The following is a 22,505-nucleotide window of genomic DNA, read 5'->3' as shown; positions in this document are numbered from 1 at the left end:
GACATGGAACTGCTATACTGAGGTCGAAGGCAGTTTTAGCGTCAAGGGGGAAGGCATTTAAATGACTACACCAAAATTCATCGATATCGCATTGATCATCTTCTTAGGCTATTTTGCAATTGACCGTTTCACGAAGGGACAGACAGGCATTGCCATATTCTTCACTGTTTTGGCGCTGATGAATGTATTCGTTCTCCTCATGAAAATAAAACAGGATAAAAACAAGGCGAATGAGCCAAAGTAATGTAAGCTGTCTATAGACGTGGCAGCTTTTTTCTTCTGTTTTCGCCGTTTTTATGATATAATGACTGAATGCAAAAGTGAGAAGTGAGGAATTGACATGAAAAAATCAATTTATGGCTTGACCCTCGAACAGCTGACAGATTGGCTAGTCGAAAATGGACAAAAGAAATTCCGTGCTGCACAAGTATGGGACTGGCTTTACAAAAAGCGTGTCACAGACTTTGCAGACATGAAAAATATAAATAAAGAATGCATCCAACTTATGGATGAAAATTTTGTGATACAGACGCTTGAGCAGTCGGTGAAGCAAGTTTCCGACGACGGGACGATTAAATTCCTTTTCAAAATGCAGGACGGAAACTTGATTGAAACCGTTTTGATGAAATTTCCGTACGGCCACTCAGTATGTGTAACAACACAAGTTGGATGCAATATCGGCTGCAGTTTTTGCGCGAGTGGTTTATTGAAGAAAAACAGGGATTTGGATGCAGGTGAAATCGTCGGTCAGATCATGAAAGTGCAACAGCATCTTGATGAGGTCGGCAATGGAGAGCGTGTCAGCCATATCGTCGTCATGGGCATCGGCGAACCGTTCGACAACTACACGAATTTGATGAACTTCCTGCGTGTCATCAATGACCAGAAAGGGTTATCGATCGGTGCGCGTCACATCACCGTTTCAACGAGCGGCCTGACACCGAAAATTCGCGAGTTTGCTGAAGAAAACATCCAAATCAATTTGGCGGTATCCCTTCATGCGCCGAACAATGACTTGCGGACGAGCATCATGAAAATCAATAAAGCATATCCGATTGAAAAGCTGATGGACTCGATCGATTATTATTTGGAAACGACAAACCGCAGAATCACTTTCGAATACATTCTGTTGGATGACGTGAATGATCACGTCGCGGAAGCCGAGCAATTGGCGAAACTGCTGTATAATAAACGGCATTTGTCTTACGTAAACCTCATCCCGTACAACCCGGTCGATGAGCACGGGCAATACCAGCGAAGCAAACCTGAAGCAATCAAGTCATTCCATGATGCGTTGAAAAAGCGCGGCATCAACTGCGGCGTTCGATGGGAGCAAGGTACAGACATCGACGCGGCTTGCGGACAATTGCGAAGCAAACAGATCAAAAAAGATAAAGTAGCGAAATAAAGTAGAGGAACGCATGCCGGTAAAAACGGCATGCGTTTTTCGCATCAAGGGCTCAATTAATCGCGCAAGGGCTCAATTATTTCAACAAGAGCTCCATTATCAACCTACGCGTTAATCTTCCTGTTCTCCTCGCCAATCAACTCTCCATTCTCCGACAGCGGTGCGAAACGTGCATTAAAGAAGCGGAGTGTCGGCGGCTCGTAAACCATGTTCAACCCGCAGATTGCATCTCTTTTTTCATACAACGCCAAAATTGAATCGACGACGACATCCATATGATTATTCGTATATACCCTGCGTGGAATCGTCAAACGCACCAGCTCGAGATTAGGACGATTATGCTCACCGGTTTTTACATCACGTCCCGCGGAGATGATTCCACGCTCCATGCTTCGCACGCCAGAATCCAAATAGAGGGCGGCGGCAAGTGCCTGTGCCGGAAATTCTTCCTGGCTCAAATGGGGGAGGAAAGAACGCGCATCCAAAAAGACCGCATGGCCGCCAATCGGCTGGACGATCGGAATGCCTGCATCCAAAAGCTGTTGCCCGAGATATTTCACCTGGCCGATGCGATGCTCGATATAATGATCATCGACCGCTTCCCGAATACCGATCGCCATCGCTTCCATATCCCGGCCAGCCATTCCTCCGTAGGAAGGCATCCCTTCATAGACTACAACGAGCTCGCGCGACCGGATATAAAGTTCCTCATCATTCATTGCTAGGAATCCTCCGATATTGACAAGGCAATCCTTTTTCCCGCTCATCGTGCAACCGTCAGAGTAGGACATCATTTCCTTTAAAATGTCCGAAACTGGCCGATCTGCATATCCATCCTCCCGCTCTTTAATAAAGTAAGCGTTTTCAACACAGCGCGTCGCGTCGAGCATGACATCGATATTGTGGGACTTGCAGAGTTCATAGACCTCTTTCATATTTTTCATACTGACAGGCTGACCGCCTGCTAGATTCACCGTGACGGCAAGGCAGACGTATGGAATCTTTTCAGCACCGACTCTTTGAATTAAATTCCGTAGTTTATTCAAATCGACATTTCCTTTGAAGGGCAGATCGATGGATGGATCATGCGCTTCGTCGATGATGATGTCAACAAATGTTGCTCCGTTCATCTCCTGGTGGGCGCGTGTCGTCGTAAAATACATATTGCCAGGTACATAATCGCCTTTTTTGATTTTCAGCTGCGACAAAATGTTCTCGGCACCCCGGCCCTGATGCGTCGGTAGTACAAAGCGATAACCATACACATCACGGACTGCCTGCTCAAGACGCTTCCAGCTCTTGCTTCCGGCATAGGCTTCATCGCCCGTCATCAGCGCTCCCCATTGCGCGTCACTCATTGCCGTCGTCCCGCTGTCGGTCAACAGATCGATGTACACATCTTGCGAATCAATCAAAAACGTATTATACCCAGCGCGTTCAAGTGACTCTTTGCGTTCCTCGTAAGTTAGCATGGAAAGCGTCTCCACACTTTTAATCTTGTAAGGTTCGGCAGTTCTTCTTTTCAATAAAAACATCCCCTTTTGAAAAAGATTCTCCCTATTTCACTATATCCCTTGGAAACCAACTATTCAATTGATTTTCAATAGTTTTAATCCAACACAAAAAAAGACCGCACTCCATATATATGAGGCGGCCATTTAACCATTCCTATTCTTTTACTTTTCGGATGCCGATGACAATGAATTGCACGATAATGCCGAGCCCGAAACCGAACGTCGTGATAATGAATAGCGAAAGGACACCAATCAGGTCTCCAAAACCGTTCTTGTCCATGAGGAAGCTGCGGAAAAACTCAGCGAATCCTAATACGAGGGAGGCCATGAAAATTCGGAAGGCAATCTTCATTTTATAGAAGAGCAAAGAAGACGCCAGTATGCCGACAGTCAGACTGAACACACCAAACGTTAAGTAGTTCTTGAATACTAATTCCGTCCCTAAGATGGTCCGAATCCCTAAGATGAGCAGTACAAAGGAAGTCAGAGCTGTAAAAAAACCTATTTTCCATAATTTGTTATCCAAAGAATTGCACCTGCTTTCATTACATATCATAACGGAAAAATAGCGTTTCGTGTAGGATGCAGGTACGATAAAAATGAAAAGGCGGCTGCTTCCCATTAAAATTGGGGAATGCAGCCGCCAGGATTAAATTACATTGGTTAACCAATGTATTTCCATTATTTCTTCGCAATCAATACAAGTTTGCCATGGTCCAGCTCTTTTTCCGCTTCGGATGCTTCCTCTGCTGTCAAACCGGCAGCCTCCATTTTGCTGCGGAGTTCGTCTCCACGGGAAGTGAACATGTTTTTCATGCTGTCAAGGAAGCCTTGTTCCTTCATGCCGACAGTTTCTGTGTCAAGTGCATCCGTAATATGTTCGGTCCTTTTTTTATCATGGGCAAAAATATAGATATCGTCATGTGTATATCCTTGTGTCGTTAATTCATCAATTTCCTTCTTTGCTTGTACTGCATTTTCAACGATTTTTTTCAAAACCATAGTAAAATTACCTCCCAATTGTATTTGTACTTTATATACCTCAATTAAGACAAATTAAACAAAAGGAAGTGCCCCGTACGTTAAATAGAGAATGGATCCCCTTTTAACCGCTTATAGGATCTGATGAATTCGTTTGGATCTTCCTTGACGCCAAAAGTGAAAACTCCCCGATTCGTATGCAGGTAGAAAAGCCCTGTGCCATTTGAAAATGGCCGATACGAAACATCGAGGACATGCTCCAATGAAAAAGTATGTTCCGATGTGACAATTGACTCCTTGGATAAAAGAAGGGTGCGGGTCGTTTGCTGGTGTTTCTGGGTAAACCAATCGATTGACCGCTCGATTGTGAAATAATGTAAAGAAGAAACGGTTTCTTTCAAGCGGATTCCTCCCGGGAATTGTTTATTGCATTCATGCTATCAGTTTTATGCTCGAACGCCAATCAATCCGCCGTTCATTTCACAAGACGTTTAACTTCACTCATCATCTGTTCTTCAAATGATTCCTCGGTATAACTATATTCATTCACAATCGTACCTTGCTGATCGATGATGAAAAAATTCGTTCCGTGGATGACCTGCCGGGATTCATTCGGCTTCTGCACAATTGTCTGGAATTGATTTAATGCCAAATTCTCAATTGCTTCCTGCGAATAGCCCGTCAATAAATGCCAATTCGACTCGTCTTGTGAAAACTGTCCTATGTATTCCTTTAATAGCTGAGGTGTGTCAGTTTCCGGATCGACGGTGAATGTAACGAATTCCACTTCAATGCCTTGCTCCTTGAATGCTGTTTGCAGCTCGGCCATTTTTTGGGACATCGGAATGCAAACCGATTCGCAAGTGGTGAAAATAAAATCAGCAATCCACACTTTACCGGAAAGCTGATCGGTACCGAATGGATTTCCATTTTGATCGGTGAATGAGAAAGAGGTCACTTGCCTGCCCGTTTGATTCGGTTGGCCGCAAGCTGATAACAGAAACACGGCAATGACAAGCATGAAAAGCAATCTGGTTGTTTTCAATGGACATCCCCATCTTTCATTTTATTTAGAAGACGTACAGTCACCGTAGTCCCAGCCACCGGGTCGCTTTCGATGGAAAAGGTGCCTCCATGCAGACGTATGATTTCCTTCACGATCGATAGGCCAAGTCCAGACCCGCCAGTTGTCCGGTTCCTTGCCTTGTCGGTTCGGAAAAAACGTTCTCCGATCCTGCCGATATCGTCTTCAGGAATGCTAATCCCTTCATTCATCACTTTGAATTCTACATACTGTCCGACAGACTTCAGCTGAACTTCCAGTGTTCCTTTATCAATGGAATATTTGACGGCATTGTCGATGATGTTGTAGAAAACTTGTTGAATCCTTTTCGGATCCCCGGTCAAAATAAAGTCTTCCTCAATGTCAATCCGTAATTCCAATCCTTTTTCGGATATGAGGATATTGAATAAATCCAACGTATCTAAAATGATTTGTGCAATGACAATCGGTTCATCGACAAGGACATACAGATCCTCCTGCAGATGATTCAGTTCAACCAAATCATTGATCAGCTTATTCAGACGCACAGTTTCTTTTTCGATGGTCGTCAAGTAACTTTCCGCTTCTTCTGGTGATGAATAGATCTTTTCCTTCAAGACATGTGTATAGCCGCCGATATACGTCAATGGAGTCCGCAGTTCATGGACGAGGTTGGAAGTGAATTCCTTCTTCCGATTCTCCTGCTCTTCCAAAGAAAGGCTCATCGAGTTGAATGCATTCGCCAATTGGCCGATCTCATCCTCGCGTTCGGTTTCGATTCGGCTGCTGTAATTCCCTTTAGAAACTTCCGCCGAAAGCCTCTGGAGTTCCTGCAACGGTCTGAACAGCGACTGCCAAGCACGATTCAGGACAAGAAACAGAATGAAAAAGAAGAGAGTCCCTACAGAAATCAGCAGGGGAATGCTTTCCCGGAAGACATCTTGAATCGCTGCGAGCGGGACATATATGTAAATGAATCCGAGTAGACCCGTTTCGCCCTTTATCGGGAAAATGGCTCCTAAAACTTCCCGGTCCAACTCCTCTACATAGCCTTTTTTCTTAATGTAAGCGCCTTTATTGAGCTTTTCCCGGTCCTCGTTGCTGACAAGGTTTTGATAATTAATTTTGTAGGGAAAGTACGAAGTCAGGTCTTCCAGCTGGTCAACAACAATTACTTCGTATTCGGATACGATGTTGTACCAATGGATCTTTTCAATGATTTCATCACTCAACTCGCCGTAATGGTAGTGGGATGCAGTCCGTTTTCCTTGATAGACGATCGATTCCTCTATACTCGACAGATACAGTTTGGAATAAAGGAAGTGTATAAAGAAAAATGAAAACAGGATTGTGAAAGCGAGACTCGATAAAAGGACAATTAAAATCTTTCTGCTCAATGTGAGCTTTTTCATCATTTCACCTCAAGCTTATAGCCGATGCCCCAAACCGTTTCAATCATGCTTTCCGCTTCTCCCAATTTTAACCGTAATGTCTTAATATGTGTATCAATGGTACGATCGGTGCTTTTGTGGTGATCGCCCCAAACGAGGCTCAAAATTTGTTCCCTCGTATAGACACGGCCAGGTTTTCTAGCGAGTGTTTCAAGGATTCCGAACTCCTTCACCGTTAATGAAATCGGCTCGTTATTCAAAGTGACCTTATGACCAAGATGATCGATGACGAGAGGACCTACTGTTAGTAATGCCTGCGAGTTATGTTGGAGTTGATATGATCTTCTTAAAACGGATTCCACTCTTGCAATCAGCTCGCCTGGCATGAATGGCTTGACGATATAATCATCGCCTCCAATTTTAAGGCCTTCCACCTTATCCCATTCCTCTCCTCTGGCGGATAAAAAAATAATAGGGATGTTCGTGTTCCGCTTCAATTCTTTGGCAAATTCAAATCCATTCATGTACGGCATCATGACATCTACAATACATAAGTGGGGCTGCAGATTATACACTTTCGTAAGAGCGTCCATGCCGTCCGTCGCTTCTTCGACAACATAACCATCTTTTGTAAGGAAAGTGCGCACTAAATTTCTCATTTGCGGTTCATCATCTATAATTAAAATCGTATATGGCTTCATCAAAATATCCTCATTTCACAGATATAATCAATTATAATTTACTCGGCATATGTGAAGTACTTATGAACAGCTACACTTCATTGATACTTCGCATTTACTTGATAATATCATATTAGGTTAATCCGTTTATTTATTCAAAAAAGAAGAAACAGTGGAGGGGACCATCATGAATAAGAAATACAAACTGCTTGGCATGATCATCGGATTAGTTATTTTATCCGCTTGCGGAAAAGACGTGGATGACGGATCTGCGGTGGAAGTGCTGCCTTTGGAAGTCGAATTGACAGTGACTGAACAGGCTAAAGTAGGAGATACAGTGAAAATGGAAGCCCTCGTTACATACGGAGATGAAAAGGTGAGTGACGCCGATAAAGTCGTCTATGAAATGTGGGAAGAAGGGAAGAAAGACGACTCGGTCATGATCGACTCCGTCAATGAAAAAGACGGTACCTATACAGCGGAAACAACATTTGACCACGACGGCCTGTTCAATATCCAAGTACATGTAGACGCAAAAGACTTGCATACAATGCCGGTGAAACAAGTGACAATCGGTCAAGGCGCACATGTTGAAGGCGAGGAACAGGGGCATGAACACGACCATGGACATGCAGACGGTTTTGCGCTCCATTTCGTGAAGCCGGAAAATGCGGTAGCGGGTGTTGACACCGAATTGATGACCCATTTACAGATTGACGGACAGCCTCTTGAAAAGGCGAATGTCCGATATGAAATTTCAAGCGATGTACTTGGGGAAAAGCATCTTTGGATTGATGCAGATGAAACTGAACAAGGCGAATATACTGCCGTCCATCCCTTTGAAGAAGCAGGGACATACACGGTAAAGATTCATGTCAAAAATGCAGACGGCTTGCATGAGCACGAGGAATTTACAGTTGAAGTGAAATAAGAATTCATGCCAACCCACGCGCAATGATTGTGACTGTATCGTGAAATTCCATTATGGGGCTGCAAAGTTTACAATCATTACGTCTGGAAGTATTGACAAGGAATCGATATGATAGAGGTAGATTCAGAAGAGGAGCGATGCAATATGAATGGATTACCAGAAAAGACTTGCTCGGTTGAACGGCTCGTCACGATTCCAGAAGACGTGGAGAGAGTGTTAAAAGGTGAAAAAACCGCAACGAGACGGAATGGCGTCTATGCGTATCCGGATGAAATCATGGTGTTGGATGGCAAAGAATTTAAGATCGATAAGCTCTACAAACAAACTCTTGGCGAAATGACCGATGAACATGCGAAACAGGAAGGGTTTGCCAGCATGGAGGAGTACAAGCAATCAATTCTTGCTTTGCACCCGAAAATGCCATGGCTTCCGACAATGAGTGTTTGGGTTCACGAATTCAGCCCAGTCTCAAAATAAGATGACATGAGATACATGTATGGGGCAATTGTATTTGTCCACGTCGTCTCCGCAGTCCTTGCAATCGGCCCGTTATTCCTGTTGTTGCCGACGATCAAAAGGCTGCGGAACGTCGATCTTCCAACCGAAAATGCATACTTGACGATCATAAAAATTATTATCAGGCTCGTCATGCATGCCGGTCATCTGCTCGTCATTTCCGGTGCATTGCTATTGCTGACCGGTCCATGGCCATGGTATACATCCTGGGTGATAACGACCCTTGCAATTTTACTGGCATCCGGCGTGTTCCTGTCAAGCGGTTTTACGAAGGTTCTCCGAAGATATCATTTGCCCGATAGCAATAAAGGGGAAATTCTGACCGTCCTGACGACGACTGCTTGGATCTATATAGGACTGATGCTTATCATGCTTTGGCTCATGGTGCAAAAACCGATGCTTTGGTGAAATGAATACTAACTTACATAAAATGAGGATGTGCAGTCGTTTGCTGCATGTCCTTTTTTATTCACCGGAAAATATCGTGACAATTCAGTCACCAGAGTATATAATGCTCAGAAACGAAATGGGGAGATTTGGATGGAATTTGTTCAATATGACGATGCTGAGCAATTTGCGGCAGTAGCGGAGCCGGTCATCGCGAAAAATGAGGATGTGTTCAGCCTATTCTATGGTATTCTGCAAGCGATAAAAGCGGGGAAATATGTAAATCCATTCATGGCTGTTGTGTCGGATGGGGGAGAGAAGCTTGCTTTATTGCAAATGACACCCCCTCATCCATTGAATCTTGTCATTGTGAATGAAAGCAAGAAGGATGAAACGATCGATTTCATCATACGGGAATTGCGCGCGGCTTCGGTGCCTGTTCCGTCTATCATCAGTGTGAAGCAATGGGCGGTTGCCTTCGCAGAAAATTGGGAGCTTCAAACAGGGGAGAAGCAAAAACTGCTTATGGATCAGGGACTTTATCGGTTGGATGAAGTTGAGGAGAATCTGGAGATGAGCCCGGGAAGCTGGAGGTTCGCTTCTGGAGAAGATGCCCCGCTAATTGAAAAATGGTTTGCATTGTTCGAGGAAGATACGAACTTGGATAGGACTCCAATGGAATTGATTAAGGAAAGGGTAGCCGCATTCCTTGAAGCCGGGGAAGTTTTCCTATGGGAGGATGAAGGAAAAGTCGTCTCAATGATGAAAAAATCAAGACCAACGGAAAACAGCGTCACTGTCTCACTCGTCTTTACACCGAAAGAGGAGAGGAAAAAAGGATATGCACGGACGATGGTTGCGCAAGGTTCGCAAGAGCTTTTGAAGGACTATGAATTCTGCGTGCTCTATACGGATATGATGAACCCGACATCGAATAAGATTTATAAGGAAATCGGCTACAAACATATCGCGGATTCCATCCATATTGGATTCGAGAAGTAGGAATGGGGATGGCGCGCTCAAAGAGAGCGGTTCCGCGCCCAAAGTGAGTGGTCCCGCGCCCAAAGTGAGTGGTCTCGCGCCCAAAGTGGGCGGTTCCGCGCCCAAAGTGAGTGGCTCCGCGCCCAAAGCAGCTGGCTCCGCGCCCAAAGCAGCTGGTTCCGCGCCCAAAGTGAGTGGTCCCGCGCCCAAAGAGAGCGATTCCGCGCCCAAAGTGAGCGGTTCCGCGCCCAAAGTGGGTGGTCCCGCGTCCAAAGTGAGCGGTTCCGCGCCTAAAGAAGCAGGTTCCGCGCCCAAAGAGGCAAGTCCTGCGCCCAAAGAGGCCGGTTCCGCGCCCAAAGAGGCCGGTTCCGCGCCCAAAGCAGCCGGTCCCGCGCCCAAAGCAGCTGGCTCCGCGCCCAAAGAGGTGGGCTCCGCGCCCAAAGAGAGCGGTCCCGCGCCCAAAGCAGCCGGTTCCGCGCCCAAAGAGGCAAGTCCTGCGCCCAAAGAGGCAGCTTCCGCGCCCAAAGCAGACACCCCCGCGCCCAAAGCAGCCGGTTCCGCGCCCAAAGAGGTGGGCTCCGCGCCCAAAGTGAGCGGTCCCGCGCCCAAAGCAGCTGGTTCCGCGCCCAAAGAGGTGGGCTCCGCGCCCAAAGCAGCCGGTCCCGCGCCCAAGGCAGTCGGTTCCGCGCCCAAAGCAGCCGGTTCCGCGCCCAAAGTGAGCGGTTCCGCGCCCAAAGTGAGTGGTCCCGCGCCCAAAGTGAGTGGTCCCGCGTCCAAAGTGAGCGGTTCCGCGCCTAAAGAGGTGGGCTCCGCGCCCAAAGCAGCCGGTCCCGCGCCCAAAGAGGTGGGCTCCGCGCCCAAAGCAGCCGGTTCCGCGCCCAAAGCAGCTGGTTCTGCGCCCAAAGAGGTGGGCTCCGCGCAAAGCAGCCGATTCCGCGCCCAAAGAGAGCGATTCCGCGCTCAAAGAAGCCGGTTCCGCGCCCAAAGAGGCCGGTTCCGCGCCAAAGAGGCAGCTACCGCGCCCAAAGCAGACACCCCCGCGCCCAAAGACACAATTCGTCGCGCATAAAAAAGGGTCGCCTCAACCGAAGGCGGCCCTTTTCATATCATGCTTCACTCACAGAAAATATCCCCAGCTTCTCGATTCTCCGAACAGCTTCAGCAATGCGTTCTTCACTTGCAAGCAGGCCGACCCGCACGTATCCTTCACCATGCGTTCCGAAACCATGTCCCGGAGCAACGACGACTCCCGCCTGTTGTAGAAGAATATCCGCAAACGTCTCACTTGTATAGCCTGGCGGAACAGTCAGCCAGGCGAAGAACGACGCTTTCGGCGCTTCCACCTCCCATCCGATCCGTTTACATTCTGCGATGAGTATATTTCTTCGTGTTTCATACAATGCAGTCAGTTCGCGCACGCATGCCTGATCTTCTGTCAAAGCGGCAATCGCTGCATGTTGAACTGCAGGAAAAATGCTGATGAACAAGTGATGCTGCAGTTTATTGATCGCCTCGATCATTTGTCGGTTTCCGACCGCAAAGGCGACTCTCCAGCCGGCCATGTTGTATGTCTTCGATAATGTGTACATTTCAATCCCAATGTCTTTTGCACCTTCCGCTTGCATAAAGCTGACAGGCTTCTCGCCGTCGAAACCGATTCCGCCATACGCCATATCATGCAAAATGAAAATATCATTCTCCTTGGCAAATGAGACTGCTTCTTCAAAGAAGGGGACGGTTGCAACGGCGCTTGTCGGGTTGTTCGGGTAATTCAAATACATGATTTTCGCTCTCTGCTTCACGTCTTCAGATAGTGCATCGAAATCAGGCATGAACCCATTTTCCTTCAGGAGGGGCATCGTTTCATAAGTAATATTCGCAAGACTGACTCCTGATAAATAATCGGGATATCCTGGATCGGGCAGCAAAAGCAGTTCGCCTTCATCCATCATCGCCAAAGGAACTTCGACAAGTCCTATTTTGGAGCCTCCTAGTACCGCGACTTCCGTATTCGGGTCCACGTCCACATCATATTCACGTTTGTAAAACGCCGAGATGGCATTTCTTAGCTCAGGAATGCCGTCGAAAGGCGAATATCCATGAGTATCCGGACGTTCTGCAGCTTGCTGCAAAGCTTTTATAATATGAGCGGGTGTCGGTTGATCTGGGTTGCCCCTTCCTAAGTTGATAATGTCCAATCCGGCAGCTTTGGCTGCATCGACTTTTTTAACTAATGAAGAAAAGAAATGGGGTGGCATGTTTCGTACACGGTTTGCAATCAACATGTAACGACCTCGTTTTCATAGTTTTTTGACTCGTCTGACTATGTTGTTCTTTCATTCTACTATATGCGTCTTAGGAAACTCAACATGATTTTATGCGGGAAATGAAAAAGCCGCAGCCCGTTTCGAACCGGGTTGCGGCTTCAATCATTCTGCTTATTATTCATGATGAAAGTCAATAGGGAAACCCAATGGTCGACCTGTCGTTGCAAATCCATATATTCCTTTGAATCCCTTTTAAGCCGTTTATCAAGATTGGCATAGAAACGGATGATGCGGACCGGTTTCGTCTCGTCATCGATGATCATCTTCAATTCAACATTGGCAACTCTCCGGTGAATCGCCTTTTTTGCAATCGGCATTTTATTGTTGATGATCTGTGTGACGGATTGTCCGAGCGCTTCGATGCGTTCCATTGTACCGTCGGCTTCGTTCACGACGGTTTTCTGGCGTGTGCCGTTTTCATAAACTTCCACCGCCAACAGCGCAGAATAAGGGTAGTCAGAAAGTATGTATGGCATCCTGTGAAATGCTTTTCTTACCCGCTTGCCATCGATTAATGGAGCAGGCTCCCAAAAATGGATTCGGCGATTCCTTTCGTCAACCACAATCTTTGAAAGTAAATCATCGGCAATAAAGGCATGCGATTCGAAATAACTCGTTGATTTCGGTTGGAAAGTGGACATGTATTCTTTCTGGCTAGCTTTCAACTTTTCTTCCGTCCGTGTCGACAGGGATAAAAAGAGTATTGCAAACCCGAAGAATAAGGCGAAAAATATAAAGCCTGGAAGGAAGGCATCACGCTTTATGAAATAAAACATGGAAGCTATCCCGATAATAGGCGCAAGACAGCCGAACCGGACATACCAATTGGATTGTGTGGAAGACAAGTGAACCCCTCATTTCAAAATAAATGATAGAAAAAATTGCGATTACTAGATTTATATTTATCATATCGGATGGAAAAACGAATGACAACTTCAATAAAAAAACTGTCCCTCCTTAAAAGGGACAGCTCATCCAAAGATCACTTCACTTGTGCAGCTTCAATCTCTTCTGTCAATTCAACGAGCTGATCAATCAACTCGCCAATATATGAAATCGTATCAAGTAAAGGTTGTTCCGTCGTAATATCGACTCCCGCCATTTTAGAAAGCTCCGCAGGGGACTTCGTGCCGCCTGCTTGCAGTACTTTCAGCCAATCTTCGACAGCAGGTTGCCCTTCCTCCAAAATACGTTTCGAAACTTGTGTGGAAATCGTCAAGCCAGCGCTATAAGTGTATGGATACAAGCCCATGTAATAATGTGGCTGGCGCATCCAAGTCAATTCCGCGCCTTCATTAATTTTCACGTCATGTCCCCAGAATTCTTCAAGGACTCCGCGTTTCAGGCTGTTCAGCACATTCGCATTCACACTGCCGCCAGCATCGATGCGCTCATATACTTTACGCTGATAAGCCGCTTCCAATAAGTGTGTGACGAAGTTATGGTAGTACGTCCGCGCCACAATGGAGGAAATAACCCAGCGCTTGAATTTCGGATCATTAGAATTGGAAAGCAAATGGTTCGCCATTAACATCTCATTCATCGTCGAAGGTGCTTCGATGAAATACATGGATGGACGTGAATTGAAAATGTTCTGGTGCTGGTGGGCGTTGTAGAAATGACCTGCATGCCCTAGCTCATGCGCCAAAACGAACACATCTTCCATGCTGCCTGTCCAGGAAATTAAAATATAAGGATGTACGCCATAAGGACTTGAGCAGAATGCGCCTGTCGATTTGCCCGCGTTCTGTGCAAAGTCAGTCCAGCGCTCTTTATAGGAACGCTCGATCATATTCATGTAATCGTCACCCATGATGGCCAGTGCGTCATTGATATATTTCTTTGATTCTTCAATTGTGATTTTAGGCTCATAGTTCGGATCCAAGGAGATTTTCAAATCCGAGAAAGTCATCTCGTCAAGTCCGTGAACCTTCTGAAGAAGCTTTGCGTATTTACGCATATGAGGCGCAAGATGTTCCATGATCAAATCAATTTGGCGGTCGTACATGGAGCGATCGACTTCCTGGTTAAAAAGGAGGTATTCGAATACATCTTTATATCCTCTTAAGTCGGAAGTTGTTTTCTCCTTCTGCAAATGCATATCGTACGTCTTCGCAGTCGTATGCTGATACTCTCTCAATTTAGCGTGGAAAGCGTCGTAGGCTGCCCGTCTCTTTTTCGTATCCGTTTCGGACTCCCAGCCGCCTTCGAATGTCGTATAGCTTAACGGGTATTTTTCGCCGTCAACTTCAAAATCATCGAAATTCATATCAACTAATTTTGTCGTATTGTACAGTCCGTATGGGGCGTTCAGTACAGAAGAAAATGCCGCCAATGTTTTTTCCACTTCAGGATGAAGTTTATGTGGTTTTTGACGAATCAGTTCCTCAAGATAGTTTTTATACTCCGCGGATTGGTTCATTGCATTTTCCAATAGCTCGCTCGATAACTCGGAAATCTCACTTGTGAAGAAGGATAACTGGCTTCCAAGTTTAGAAGCGATCGAGCCGTATTTGCTTGCGCGCATTTGCGCTTCATCATTCGTTTGGTCCACACTATGCGCTAGGCTTGTGTAAGTTCCGATCGGTACCATTTTGCCCATGATGGAAGCATAGCCATCTATAGCTTCGATGATTGTTTTCTCATCGGTGATGTTCCCTTTAAAGCGCTCTTCAAAAGATGCGACTTCACTTTCGAGCTGTTCAATCGCTGCATTATAGTCCTCTTCTGTTTTAAATAGATCTTCCAAATTCCATGTTTCTTCGATGTTCACTGCTGAACGCGGCGGTAAGCTTTTTACCATTTTCATCTCTCCCTTTTCAGTTCAATTTATTACGGATGTCGAACTAATGAATAGTATATAGCAAACTTATAGAAAAGTAAAAATGAATAGTCATTTCTGTAAGCTATGATATTTCTTCACTTTCTCGTAAGCCGTTCGATTTCATCGGCGACTATGAAAGCCAGGTCTTCATTGCCGAAAAGTTGCAGGACATCGAGCATCGCTTCATTGTCTATATGAAGGTCGTCAAATCCGTCATCGTCTTCAATTACTTCTTGTAATGCTGGGTTTGCGATTTGTTCTGGATACGCTTTTTTGTAGAGCAGTTGAGGATCCAATTCGTTGTTCGCGCACCATTGCACGAACAGGCGGATCATCAGTGTTTCATCCTCCCTGTATTTTTGTATGACTTGTTCATCGATATTTCTGAATTCCATTGTCCATCCCTCCGGCGATAAGTTATGATTCTAAGTATATATGAAATGGGGGATTTCAATAATGAATCGAGTCGACGTTGTTTATTCAGCCATTCTAAAAAAGGGAAAAGTGCTCATGGTGAAGAATAGGAAATATGATAACTGGACGTTGCCGGGTGGTAGCGTGGAAAAAGGGGAGACGTTGGAACAAGCAGCACAGCGGGAAGCATGGGAGGAAACCGGCCTTACGGTAAGAATCGGGCGTTTGCTGACGGTAAACGAGGCGTTCAGGCAACAGGAAAATAACCATGTTTTGTTTTTCACGTTTATGGCGGAAGTGGTCGAAGGTGAAGTGGAAGTCCTAGATAAAGGCGGCATTTTAGAAGCCGAGTGGAAAGATCTTTCATTCGCGAATGAAGCAATGCCTTACTATGAGGGTGGATTTAGTGAAATGTTGGAAACATCGATAACCTATACATTTCAAGGAATACAGGCTTGACCAAAGAAGACGCAAATTACCCAAAGGCAAAAGTATTCGGCATTCTGCAATCCGGACATCGCTTATTAGTTGTAGAATTTAATGGGGAGCATTCGCGAGGAAGAGGGATTTATTATCGTCCTATTGGAGGATCAATCGAATTCGGGGAGAAGTCGATTGATGCGCTCATTCGGGAATTCAAAGAAGAAGTAAAAGAAGCAGTGGAAATAGAATGTTTTATAGCTTGTATTGAAAACATCTTTATGATTAATGAACAGCTAGGACATGAAATGATTCTAGTATACAAAGTCGGTTTCGTGAATAAGAAAAACTATAAACGAGAGCTATTTTATTTACAGGAAAACGAGAAAGTCTCAGTTGCAAAGTGGATTGACATAATGGATTTCGTAAAAGGTGAAAAAGTGTTATTTCCTGATGGTTTAGCCGATAAGCTTGAAAGGGGAATTTCATGAACCAACATCAAATGAGTGAAAGAAATAAGTTGGGTTGGAATCAAAACGCTTACCATGCATGGGTGGCACGACATGGTACACCTACGACTTATGCAGAACAATTAAAGGCAGATCCGATAAATAAAATTAGCTTTTACTTAAACGAAATTGGAGAAGTGAAAGAAAAAAGAGTACTAAATTTACTTGGTTCAAAAGGAAATAAAGCAGTTTGTTTTGCGCTTCTTGGAGCTGATGTCACAGTAGTCGACCTATCTTCCGAAAATAAACGTTATGCAATGGAATTAGCAAAAGCGGCAGGTGTTTCGATTACTTATATTGTCAAAGATGTGCTTGAATTGACCGAAGAAGAAATTACAACATTCGATATCGTCATTCTTGAAATGGGGGTACTTCATTACTTCGTTGATTTACATCCTTTATTTCAAAAGGTATCCACGCTTATGAAAGAGAGAGCTATATTTATTGTAAGAGATTATCATCCAATTGTTTTTAAAACGTTACGTATCATAGATGGAGAAGTGATACTGGATGGTAACTATTTTAGTGATAAGTATTTGGAAGTTGAGGTGGCCTATTCAACTTTACTTCCCAAACAAAGCCGACAAAAAATGGAGAAAAATATAATTCGGCAATGGATGCTATCCGAAGTCATCAATGCCCTTATTAATTCCAATTTGAAGATAAGAGAAATGAAAGAGGATAAGGGAGTTCACTGGGCATTTCCTGTAGGTTCACCGGAAGGAATTGCTGATAGGCTTCCAGGAACATTTACAATTATTGCTTCGAAGGTTTTCCGTTAAGTTTATTAATAAAAAGGGGAATACACCGTGGGATATATTGAGGAATTGAGAGAAATCGTCGGGAACCGACCATTGTTGCTGACTGGTGCAGGGGTAGGGGTGTTCAATGAAAAAGGGGAAATCCTTCTGCAAAAAAATTTGGATGGACGTTGGGGAATTCCAGGGGGATTTATGGAACTTGGGGAATCTGCTGAAGAAGCGGCTCGGAGGGAAGTTCTTGAGGAGACGGGCATACAGATCGGAAAGATGGATCTGATAACCGTGGTATCCGGCGCACAAACTCATACCGTTTTAAACAATGGCCACGAATATTATTCGGTGACAGTCGTTTATGCAACGGATGATATTCGTGGCGGTGAACTGCTGGCCGACGGCGTTGAGACATCAGAAGTAGGTTTCTTTAATTTGCAGAATCTACCTGTTAACATGAATCCGATAATCCGGACGATGATACTGCAATATGCAGCTACGCATAAAAGAAACAGTAACTAATTTTTATGCGTAATTGCAGGAGTTTATAAGCTTCTGTGGGGAGTTATGCGTATTTAATCGCAGTTATGAGTTTTTCCTAACGTTTATGCGTCTTTCGACAGTTTTATACGTGAATTCGCATGCTTGCAGGAGATGATGAAGCTTCAGGATTGATTGCTAACGAAGAAACGAACGATCCAATCGACATCGAGTGGCCCATCGACGATCTCATAATAGAGCAGCGAGTTTTGAATGATCAGATTTTCAGCAATAACGATCGTAATGTTATTTCCCTCTGAATCTCTCAAACTGATGCTGAATTCATCGATATTGTCATCCGGGTCAATTTCTTCCGGTTTTAATTTCTTAACATGATAATTTTCCAGGAATTGAAGTAATTCATCGACTTTATGTTCATCATCGATGCTCCAAGTTTCTGCTGGAGAGCCATTCATCATCGGCTTTGTGAATGTCAGCATAGCGAATTCGGTATCTACTGCATCTATGAATTCAGGAAAACTTTTTTCTTTGAAATCATTGATGGTTTCAATCATTGTATACATGCCGCCGATGATGAGTGCGATGAGCAGGAAGGCTCGTATTTTCATGTTCAATTCCTCCAGTCTTCGTTTGTATAGTATACGCAGTGGTAGCTTATATGGAATAGTACTCATGCTATGATTTTGCGGTGAGATTAATTAACGGCGAAGCAATATAAATGAAATACTTTTAAAGACCTCGGAAAAGTATTAAAAGTGATCGTTAACGTTTACTGTTATACTAGTATTCAAATGATAAAGAATATGGAGGTTTGAAAATGGAAAAGCTTACTAAGGCAATTCAAGACTTTTACGCAGATGACTTCGCCTGGTGTTTCGGATGTGGACGGCTGAATGAGGAAGGGTACCATTTCCGTACAGGCTGGGATGGCGAAAAAACGGTTACCTATTATGAACCTTTGCAAAAACATATGGCGATTCCTGGATTCGTGTATGGAGGTTTGATCGCATCGCTTGTCGATTGTCATGGTACCGGATCGTGCGCACTTGCTTTGTATCGGAAGAATGGATATGAACCAGGAGATGATGCAGACGTGCCGCGCTTCGTCACAGCTTCTTTGAACGTAAATTATTTGAAGCCGACTCCACAAGGGAAATTGCTGAAGGCAGTCGGCATGGTCGAAGAGATCCATCCAAAGAAATGGAGAGTGAATGTCGAAGTATTTGCAGATGACGTTTTGTGTGCAACAGGGGAAGTTGTCGGAGTTGTCATGCCAGCTACATTCACAGGAAATTAAAACAGCTAATTTTTTAAAGGAAGGGGGAAATAGGAAGATGTTATATGTAATGGGGATTGTAGCGATTGTCATGTGTGTCCCGATAACCGCCATCTTGACGGATTATAAGCGGAAGACGATGAAGTTCAAGGCAGAGATGGTTAGGGAAGAAATCGAACTTGAGAAGCTAAAGCAACAGAATTTCATCATTGAAACTGAAAAGATGAAGCTTGAGCTGGAGCAAATGAAACTTGACTATACGTCCGGCAAAAATGACCTCCTAAAAATCGACGAAAGAGTGGGATAAGAATGTCCGATAATTCGATGCCTCCGTACAATGACCTGATCGGCGACATGTTGAAAAAACGTGGAAGTGAAGATGGCATGGAGAATTTGAAAGGCTTCGGAAAACCATTGCCGAAAGAGTATTTTTCAGGTGACACGTTTCAGCATTTCCAGCGGATTGCAAAAGATGCAGGCTATAAGCCGCATTGGTTGAAATTGCAACACGAAATCAGGGGCATGATCAATGAAATTTCATCATTATTAGCGAATGGGGAACAGGCCAATCTGCAAAAGCGTGTAGATGAAGTGAATCAAAAAATTGCAGAACATAATAGGCATTGTCCCCCTCCGATGTTAAAGGGCCGCATCTCACTTGACTCGCTGGACAGAGCAAGAGAGATTTGGAAGTGAAATGGAGAAATACGACCTGCCGCAATATAGGTTTGTTTGTCATATGCGTCCTTATTCTATTGGCGGCGTGCAGTCCGAAAGTAGAGAAATTCGGAACTAAAGCCCCGTCATTCAGTGAAAGGGCGCAAGTGACTAAGTTGCCGGAAATCACAATTGCAAAAGTGGTTATAGTGCTGGAAGATATGACGTTGGACGAAAAGATCGGCCAATTGCTCATCGTCGGAATGGACGGGAAAACGTATGGCGACGAGTTGGATCGTCTGATTCGTCAATACCATGTTGGAGGAATCATTTTACTAGGCAAGAATATTTCTGATCCTGCCGGGGTATTGAAGGTATTGAATGAAAGCAAGAGGGCGAATGCAGGTTATAGAATTCCATTGTTCATTTCGGTTGATGAAGAAGGTGGGCGCGTGTCCCGCGTGCCTTCGGGAATGAAAAAACTGCCTGCCGCAGAATATTTCGGTCGCATAGGTAATAGAACGCTTGCCTATCAAACCGGCGTCTATCTTGCAGATCTATTGCACGCCTTTGGTTATAACATGAACTATGCACCTGTTTTGGATGTCCATAGTAATCCGGAAAATCCAGTCATCGGGGACCGATCATTCTCATCAGATCCTCATGCAGTCGCAGAGTTAGGCACGGCCGTGATGAAAGGCATGACGGATAAAAGCATCATTTCGGTCGTCAAACATTTTCCGGGACACGGAGACACACATGTGGATTCTCATTTATCATTACCAGTCATTGAAAAAACGCTTGATGAACTTCGTGAAAATGAGCTAATTCCTTTTCAGCGGGCAATTGAAGAACAGGCCGACGCGATCATGGTTGCGCACATCATGTTCCCAGAACTTGATGATAATTATCCTTCTTCACTTTCGAAGAAGGTCATAACGGATTTATTACGCGAGGAAATGCAGTTTGAGGGAGTCGTTATTACGGACGACCTGACAATGGGGGCAATTGTCAAGGAGCATACTGTGCCGGAAGCGGCAGTGCAGTCCTTAGTTGCGGGCAGTGATCTGCTGCTGATAGCTGGAGATTATGGAAACCAGGTCGGTACAATTAACGCATTGAAGGCCGCGGTGGAAGCGGGGACGATTTCCGAGGAACGGATTGATGAAAGCGTCAGGCGCATATTGAGGTTGAAGGAACGCTATAAATTGAAAGATGATCCAATAGAAGAAATCGATCTGAATTTAATTGAACAGAAATTCTTTGAATTAATGGATTGAAATTGAAACTTCCTCCTTGCTTTTCCGTATATACTAGTACAATAGAAACAAGGAGGTATCCTATATGGAAAACACAGGTTTGAAAGTAATAGTTCATGCTAGCGCATTTTTTGCACCATTCCTTGTTCCGATCCTAATTTATTTGATTGTGGATGATTCAGAAGTGAAGAGAGTATCCATTCAGGCGCTGTTGTTCCAATTAGTGATGGGCGCATTGATTTTCATATCTGCGATTTTAATCATTTTCTTAATCGGCATTCCGATGATCATCGTCTTCGCACTGATGACAATCATCGTACCAATCTTAGGGATTGTGAAATCGTTGCAAGGTGAAACTTATAATTATCCAATTGTAGGCAGATGGATCTGATCGGCCCCCCTTTTCGCGAAAGCGGTCTGGGGGCTTTTTTATTGTCCATTATCATTCATGTTATGCACATGTTTTGTATATGTTGGTAGTAGCAAAGATTCGTACAAAAATAAGAAAGGGGAGAGGCATGAAGATTAAATTCAATCTCGTGACGCAAATTTTTATCGCCTTCGTGTTAGCCATTATTTTAGGCAGTTTGTTCGGAAGTTCAATCAATTTTCTGAAGCCGTTCGGGGATTTATTTTTACGGTTAATTAAATTCATCATCGCTCCGCTTATTCTATCCACCTTGGTCGTTGGTGTCGCAGGTACGTCCGATCCGAAGCAGCTTGGGAGAATGGGTGTCAAGACAGTCACCTATTATTTGGCGACTACCGCAATCGCTATAATCATTGGACTTACAATTGCATTCATGATTTCGCCAGGAAAAGGCTTATCAATTTCATCTGATGGATTGGTCGCTCCTGAATCAGCGACGCAAGAACCGCAAAGTACCATCACCACTATATTGAATATCATACCTGAAAATCCGTTCACTGCTTTGGCGACGGGCGGCATTCTACAAATCATCTTCTTTGCATTATTCGTCGGGCTAGCCATAACCTTGGTCGGGGAAAAGGCGCGTCCCGTCTATACGTTCTTTGAAGGCTTTGCCGAAATTATGTACAAAATTACCGGGATTGTCATGAAATTTGCTCCGATCGGCATTTTAGGCCTACTTGCTCCGGTCATCGGTCAATATGGGCTTTCCGTCCTTTTGCCGCTCGTTAAAGTGATCTTGGCAGTATACATTGCCTGTATCCTTCACGCGGTCGTCGTTTATTCGATGGCGGTCAAGTCATTTGCCGGAATGAGTCCGAAAAGGTTTTTTAAAGGGATTTCTCCTGCTGCATTAGTCGCCTTCAGTACTTGCAGCAGCTCGGGGACACTTCCTGTAACGATTAAGAATACGAATGAAAATCTGGGCGTTCCGAATAGGATATCGAGCTTCGTCCTTCCGCTCGGCGCTACGGTTAATATGGATGGTACAGCCATTTATCAAGGGGTTGCCGTCATTTTCATCGCACAGTTTTACAACTTGGAATTGTCATTCCTCCAGTTGCTGACCGTAGTCCTTATTACCATTTTGGCTTCAATCGGGACAGCGGGAGTGCCGGGAGCTGGCATGATTATGCTTGCGATGGTGTTGACTTCCGTAAATATGCCGTTGGAAGGAATTGCATTGATTGCCGGAATCGACAGGGTGCTTGATATGATGCGGACGTCGGTGAATGTCGTCGGGGATGCTTCTGCAGCCGTCGTTGTTGCGGGCACGGAGAATGTATTGGATAGTGAATGAAAATA

At 44.7% G+C, this 22,505-nt stretch carries 28 protein-coding genes; 16 read left to right on the top strand and 12 right to left on the bottom strand.

Annotated features, from left to right (window positions below; genetic code table 11):
* Window positions 1-61 precede the first annotated feature (61 nt).
* Together M3193_RS06200 and rlmN are read left to right on the top strand one after the other, a co-directional pair.
* Window positions 62-244 (top strand): hypothetical protein, encoded by a 183-nt coding sequence (locus M3193_RS06200; RefSeq protein ID WP_251625194.1) that lies wholly within the window; start codon window positions 62-64, stop codon window positions 242-244.
* Window positions 245-340: 96 nt separating this feature from the next.
* Entirely contained in the window at window positions 341-1,408 is a 1,068-nt protein-coding gene (gene rlmN, locus M3193_RS06195) for a 23S rRNA (adenine(2503)-C(2))-methyltransferase RlmN (RefSeq protein WP_251625192.1), read from the top strand.
* 104 nt (window positions 1,409-1,512) lie between these two features.
* Here the strand turns inward: rlmN and M3193_RS06190 are convergent, their stop codons facing one another.
* The 7 genes from M3193_RS06190 to M3193_RS06160 form a co-directional block, all read right to left on the bottom strand.
* On the bottom strand, window positions 1,513-2,934 hold the full coding sequence (locus M3193_RS06190; RefSeq protein WP_251625190.1) for a tyrosine phenol-lyase: 1,422 nt from the start codon (window positions 2,932-2,934) through the stop codon (window positions 1,513-1,515).
* Window positions 2,935-3,076: 142 nt separating this feature from the next.
* Window positions 3,077-3,448, bottom strand: coding sequence for a hypothetical protein (locus M3193_RS06185; RefSeq protein ID WP_251625188.1), 372 nt, complete (start codon window positions 3,446-3,448; stop codon window positions 3,077-3,079).
* A gap of 155 nt (window positions 3,449-3,603) precedes the next feature.
* Window positions 3,604-3,924, bottom strand: a complete 321-nt coding sequence (locus M3193_RS06180) for a general stress protein (protein WP_251625187.1) — start codon at window positions 3,922-3,924, stop codon at window positions 3,604-3,606.
* Between the two features lie 80 nt (window positions 3,925-4,004).
* Window positions 4,005-4,304 carry a hypothetical protein gene (locus M3193_RS06175; RefSeq protein WP_251625185.1) on the bottom strand — a complete coding sequence of 100 codons (300 nt, stop codon included), beginning with the start codon at window positions 4,302-4,304 and terminating at the stop codon, window positions 4,005-4,007.
* Between the two features lie 74 nt (window positions 4,305-4,378).
* Window positions 4,379-4,948 carry an SCO family protein gene (locus M3193_RS06170; protein ID WP_251625182.1) on the bottom strand — a complete coding sequence of 190 codons (570 nt, stop codon included), beginning with the start codon at window positions 4,946-4,948 and terminating at the stop codon, window positions 4,379-4,381.
* Window positions 4,945-6,357 carry a sensor histidine kinase gene (locus M3193_RS06165; protein ID WP_251625180.1) on the bottom strand — a complete coding sequence of 471 codons (1,413 nt, stop codon included), beginning with the start codon at window positions 6,355-6,357 and terminating at the stop codon, window positions 4,945-4,947. Before M3193_RS06165 ends, M3193_RS06170 begins: the two co-directional genes overlap by 4 nt.
* Window positions 6,357-7,037, bottom strand: coding sequence for a response regulator transcription factor (locus M3193_RS06160; RefSeq protein WP_251625178.1), 681 nt, complete (start codon window positions 7,035-7,037; stop codon window positions 6,357-6,359). Before M3193_RS06160 ends, M3193_RS06165 begins: the two co-directional genes overlap by 1 nt.
* A gap of 166 nt (window positions 7,038-7,203) precedes the next feature.
* On the opposite strand from M3193_RS06160, the gene M3193_RS06155 reads away from it, so the two are divergent.
* The 4 genes from M3193_RS06155 (at window position 7,204) to M3193_RS06140 (ending at window position 9,852) form a co-directional block, all read left to right on the top strand.
* Window positions 7,204-7,947 carry a FixH family protein gene (locus M3193_RS06155; RefSeq protein ID WP_251625176.1) on the top strand — a complete coding sequence of 248 codons (744 nt, stop codon included), beginning with the start codon at window positions 7,204-7,206 and terminating at the stop codon, window positions 7,945-7,947.
* Between the two features lie 144 nt (window positions 7,948-8,091).
* Window positions 8,092-8,424: an ASCH domain-containing protein gene (locus M3193_RS06150; RefSeq protein ID WP_251625174.1), complete on the top strand. Its 333-nt coding sequence runs from the start codon at window positions 8,092-8,094 to the stop codon at window positions 8,422-8,424.
* 6 nt (window positions 8,425-8,430) lie between these two features.
* A complete protein-coding gene (locus M3193_RS06145; protein ID WP_251625173.1) occupies window positions 8,431-8,871 on the top strand; it encodes a hypothetical protein in 441 nt (146 codons plus the stop codon).
* A gap of 132 nt (window positions 8,872-9,003) precedes the next feature.
* Window positions 9,004-9,852, top strand: coding sequence for a GNAT family N-acetyltransferase (locus M3193_RS06140; RefSeq protein WP_251625171.1), 849 nt, complete (start codon window positions 9,004-9,006; stop codon window positions 9,850-9,852).
* A gap of 1,085 nt (window positions 9,853-10,937) precedes the next feature.
* Here M3193_RS06140 and M3193_RS06135 read toward each other — a convergent pair.
* The 4 genes from M3193_RS06135 to M3193_RS06120 all read right to left on the bottom strand — a co-directional run bounded on the left by M3193_RS06135 (window position 10,938) and on the right by M3193_RS06120 (window position 15,377).
* Window positions 10,938-12,116: a pyridoxal phosphate-dependent aminotransferase gene (locus tag M3193_RS06135; RefSeq protein ID WP_251625169.1), complete on the bottom strand. Its 1,179-nt coding sequence runs from the start codon at window positions 12,114-12,116 to the stop codon at window positions 10,938-10,940.
* 140 nt (window positions 12,117-12,256) lie between these two features.
* Window positions 12,257-13,003: a hypothetical protein gene (locus M3193_RS06130; RefSeq protein ID WP_251625167.1), complete on the bottom strand. Its 747-nt coding sequence runs from the start codon at window positions 13,001-13,003 to the stop codon at window positions 12,257-12,259.
* A 137-nt stretch (window positions 13,004-13,140) separates the two neighbouring features.
* A complete protein-coding gene (gene pepF / locus M3193_RS06125) occupies window positions 13,141-14,961 on the bottom strand; it encodes an oligoendopeptidase F (RefSeq protein ID WP_251625165.1) in 1,821 nt (606 codons plus the stop codon).
* Window positions 14,962-15,077: 116 nt separating this feature from the next.
* Window positions 15,078-15,377: a hypothetical protein gene (locus M3193_RS06120; RefSeq protein ID WP_251625163.1), complete on the bottom strand. Its 300-nt coding sequence runs from the start codon at window positions 15,375-15,377 to the stop codon at window positions 15,078-15,080.
* Between the two features lie 61 nt (window positions 15,378-15,438).
* Between M3193_RS06120 and M3193_RS06115 the strand changes: the two genes are divergently transcribed.
* From M3193_RS06115 to M3193_RS06100, 4 genes are read left to right on the top strand one after another with little or no spacing between them, the layout of a single operon-like run.
* Complete coding sequence (locus M3193_RS06115) at window positions 15,439-15,855, top strand: NUDIX hydrolase (protein WP_251625161.1); 417 nt, start codon at window positions 15,439-15,441, stop codon at window positions 15,853-15,855.
* Window positions 15,852-16,307 carry an NUDIX hydrolase gene (locus M3193_RS06110; protein WP_251625159.1) on the top strand — a complete coding sequence of 152 codons (456 nt, stop codon included), beginning with the start codon at window positions 15,852-15,854 and terminating at the stop codon, window positions 16,305-16,307. The genes M3193_RS06115 and M3193_RS06110 overlap by 4 nt, the downstream gene beginning before the upstream one ends.
* The gene (locus M3193_RS06105) at window positions 16,304-17,107 is read left to right on the top strand and encodes a class I SAM-dependent methyltransferase (protein ID WP_251625158.1); all 804 of its coding nucleotides are present in this window, start codon (window positions 16,304-16,306) and stop codon (window positions 17,105-17,107) included. The genes M3193_RS06110 and M3193_RS06105 overlap by 4 nt, the downstream gene beginning before the upstream one ends.
* 27 nt (window positions 17,108-17,134) lie before the next feature.
* Entirely contained in the window at window positions 17,135-17,599 is a 465-nt protein-coding gene (locus tag M3193_RS06100) for an NUDIX hydrolase (RefSeq protein WP_251625156.1), read from the top strand.
* 143 nt (window positions 17,600-17,742) lie between these two features.
* Here the strand turns inward: M3193_RS06100 and M3193_RS06095 are convergent, their stop codons facing one another.
* On the bottom strand, window positions 17,743-18,186 hold the full coding sequence (locus M3193_RS06095; RefSeq protein ID WP_251625154.1) for a hypothetical protein: 444 nt from the start codon (window positions 18,184-18,186) through the stop codon (window positions 17,743-17,745).
* Between the two features lie 209 nt (window positions 18,187-18,395).
* Here M3193_RS06095 and M3193_RS06090 point away from each other — a divergent pair, with 209 nt between their 5' ends.
* From M3193_RS06090 to M3193_RS06065, 6 genes are all read left to right on the top strand, one after another.
* Complete coding sequence (locus tag M3193_RS06090) at window positions 18,396-18,875, top strand: PaaI family thioesterase (protein ID WP_251625152.1); 480 nt, start codon at window positions 18,396-18,398, stop codon at window positions 18,873-18,875.
* 37 nt (window positions 18,876-18,912) lie between these two features.
* Window positions 18,913-19,161 (top strand): hypothetical protein, encoded by a 249-nt coding sequence (locus tag M3193_RS06085; protein WP_251625150.1) that lies wholly within the window; start codon window positions 18,913-18,915, stop codon window positions 19,159-19,161.
* Window positions 19,162-19,163: 2 nt separating this feature from the next.
* Window positions 19,164-19,550: a DnaJ family domain-containing protein gene (locus M3193_RS06080; protein WP_251625148.1), complete on the top strand. Its 387-nt coding sequence runs from the start codon at window positions 19,164-19,166 to the stop codon at window positions 19,548-19,550.
* Entirely contained in the window at window positions 19,547-20,791 is a 1,245-nt protein-coding gene (gene nagZ, locus M3193_RS06075; protein WP_251625146.1) for a beta-N-acetylhexosaminidase, read from the top strand. Before M3193_RS06080 ends, nagZ begins: the two co-directional genes overlap by 4 nt.
* 64 nt (window positions 20,792-20,855) lie before the next feature.
* Window positions 20,856-21,161 carry a DUF4870 domain-containing protein gene (locus M3193_RS06070; RefSeq protein WP_251625144.1) on the top strand — a complete coding sequence of 102 codons (306 nt, stop codon included), beginning with the start codon at window positions 20,856-20,858 and terminating at the stop codon, window positions 21,159-21,161.
* 133 nt (window positions 21,162-21,294) lie between these two features.
* The gene (locus tag M3193_RS06065; protein ID WP_435372032.1) at window positions 21,295-22,500 is read left to right on the top strand and encodes a dicarboxylate/amino acid:cation symporter; all 1,206 of its coding nucleotides are present in this window, start codon (window positions 21,295-21,297) and stop codon (window positions 22,498-22,500) included.
* Window positions 22,501-22,505 lie beyond the last annotated feature (5 nt).

The sequence above is a fragment of the Sporosarcina luteola genome, from assembly GCF_023715585.1.
Lineage (GTDB): Bacteria > Bacillota > Bacilli > Bacillales_A > Planococcaceae > Sporosarcina > Sporosarcina luteola_D.
This window is presented reverse-complemented; position numbering and strand designations above follow the sequence as displayed.

Excerpts from the sequence above, each read along its gene's own strand:
- M3193_RS06200 (WP_251625194.1), top strand. The coding sequence starts at position 62 with ATGACTACACCAAAATTCATCGATATCGCATTGATCATCTTCTTAGGC.
- rlmN (WP_251625192.1), top strand. The coding sequence starts at position 341 with ATGAAAAAATCAATTTATGGCTTGACCCTCGAACAGCTGACAGATTGG.
- M3193_RS06180 (WP_251625187.1), bottom strand. The coding sequence starts at position 3,924 with ATGGTTTTGAAAAAAATCGTTGAAAATGCAGTACAAGCAAAGAAGGAA.
- M3193_RS06165 (WP_251625180.1), bottom strand. The coding sequence starts at position 6,357 with ATGAAAAAGCTCACATTGAGCAGAAAGATTTTAATTGTCCTTTTATCG.
- M3193_RS06160 (WP_251625178.1), bottom strand. The coding sequence starts at position 7,037 with ATGAAGCCATATACGATTTTAATTATAGATGATGAACCGCAAATGAGA.
- M3193_RS06155 (WP_251625176.1), top strand. The coding sequence starts at position 7,204 with ATGAATAAGAAATACAAACTGCTTGGCATGATCATCGGATTAGTTATT.
- M3193_RS06150 (WP_251625174.1), top strand. The coding sequence starts at position 8,092 with ATGAATGGATTACCAGAAAAGACTTGCTCGGTTGAACGGCTCGTCACG.
- M3193_RS06145 (WP_251625173.1), top strand. The coding sequence starts at position 8,431 with ATGAGATACATGTATGGGGCAATTGTATTTGTCCACGTCGTCTCCGCA.
- M3193_RS06140 (WP_251625171.1), top strand. The coding sequence starts at position 9,004 with ATGGAATTTGTTCAATATGACGATGCTGAGCAATTTGCGGCAGTAGCG.
- M3193_RS06135 (WP_251625169.1), bottom strand. The coding sequence starts at position 12,116 with ATGTTGATTGCAAACCGTGTACGAAACATGCCACCCCATTTCTTTTCT.
- pepF (WP_251625165.1), bottom strand. The coding sequence starts at position 14,961 with ATGGTAAAAAGCTTACCGCCGCGTTCAGCAGTGAACATCGAAGAAACA.
- M3193_RS06120 (WP_251625163.1), bottom strand. The coding sequence starts at position 15,377 with ATGGAATTCAGAAATATCGATGAACAAGTCATACAAAAATACAGGGAG.
- M3193_RS06115 (WP_251625161.1), top strand. The coding sequence starts at position 15,439 with ATGAATCGAGTCGACGTTGTTTATTCAGCCATTCTAAAAAAGGGAAAA.
- M3193_RS06105 (WP_251625158.1), top strand. The coding sequence starts at position 16,304 with ATGAACCAACATCAAATGAGTGAAAGAAATAAGTTGGGTTGGAATCAA.
- M3193_RS06095 (WP_251625154.1), bottom strand. The coding sequence starts at position 18,186 with ATGAAAATACGAGCCTTCCTGCTCATCGCACTCATCATCGGCGGCATG.
- M3193_RS06090 (WP_251625152.1), top strand. The coding sequence starts at position 18,396 with ATGGAAAAGCTTACTAAGGCAATTCAAGACTTTTACGCAGATGACTTC.
- M3193_RS06085 (WP_251625150.1), top strand. The coding sequence starts at position 18,913 with ATGTTATATGTAATGGGGATTGTAGCGATTGTCATGTGTGTCCCGATA.
- M3193_RS06080 (WP_251625148.1), top strand. The coding sequence starts at position 19,164 with ATGTCCGATAATTCGATGCCTCCGTACAATGACCTGATCGGCGACATG.
- M3193_RS06070 (WP_251625144.1), top strand. The coding sequence starts at position 20,856 with ATGGAAAACACAGGTTTGAAAGTAATAGTTCATGCTAGCGCATTTTTT.